This is a genomic window from Pseudomonas sp. 3A(2025), assembly GCF_054589175.1.
This window is the reverse complement of the sequence record NZ_BAAILM010000105.1, coordinates 1-639: the sequence shown is the minus strand read 5'-3', so window position 1 is coordinate 639 and position 639 is coordinate 1. Positions and strand designations below refer to the sequence as shown.

Annotated in this window: 1 tRNA gene and 1 rRNA gene; both read right to left on the bottom strand. The window is 48.4% G+C overall.

The annotated features are described in order from the left end of the window. Positions 1-263: ribosomal RNA gene (locus ACYP2A_RS26580) — 23S ribosomal RNA — on the bottom strand; the annotation flags it as partial. A gap of 259 nt (positions 264-522) precedes the next feature. After that, positions 523-598: transfer RNA gene (locus tag ACYP2A_RS26575), tRNA-Ala, on the bottom strand. Positions 599-639 lie beyond the last annotated feature (41 nt).

Genomic DNA, 639 nt, shown 5'->3' with positions numbered 1-639 from the left:
GTCCCCGTTCGCTCGCCACTACTAAGGGAATCTCGGTTGATTTCTATTCCTCAGGGTACTTAGATGTTTCAGTTCCCCTGGTTCGCCTCTTGCACCTATGTATTCAGTACAAGATAACCATCTTATGATGGCTGGGTTCCCCCATTCAGATATCTCCGGATCACAGTCTGTTTGCCGACTCCCCGAAGCTTTTCGCAGGCTACCACGTCTTTCATCGCCTCTGACTGCCAAGGCATCCACCGTATGCGCTTCTTCACTTGACCATATAACCCCAAGCTATCTGGTTATACTGTGAAGACGACATTCGCCGAAAGCTTGTTAAAACAAACTTTCATTTTGCCTTAGCCTGTATCCCACCAGTGAAAGTGGCACACAGTCTAAATTTTTATCACACACCGAATTTTTAAAGAACGATTCTGAAAAAGATCAGAAATCAACATTCACGCTGCCCATCGACAGGAATGCTCATTTCTAAGCTTTGACAAGCAACTGCAGGTGAACATGTGAAACTGCAGGTGAATATGGTGGAGCCAAGCGGGATCGAACCGCTGACCTCCTGCGTGCAAGGCAGGCGCTCTCCCAGCTGAGCTATGGCCCCAGAAAACTGGTAGGTCTGGGCAGATTTGAACTGCCGACCTC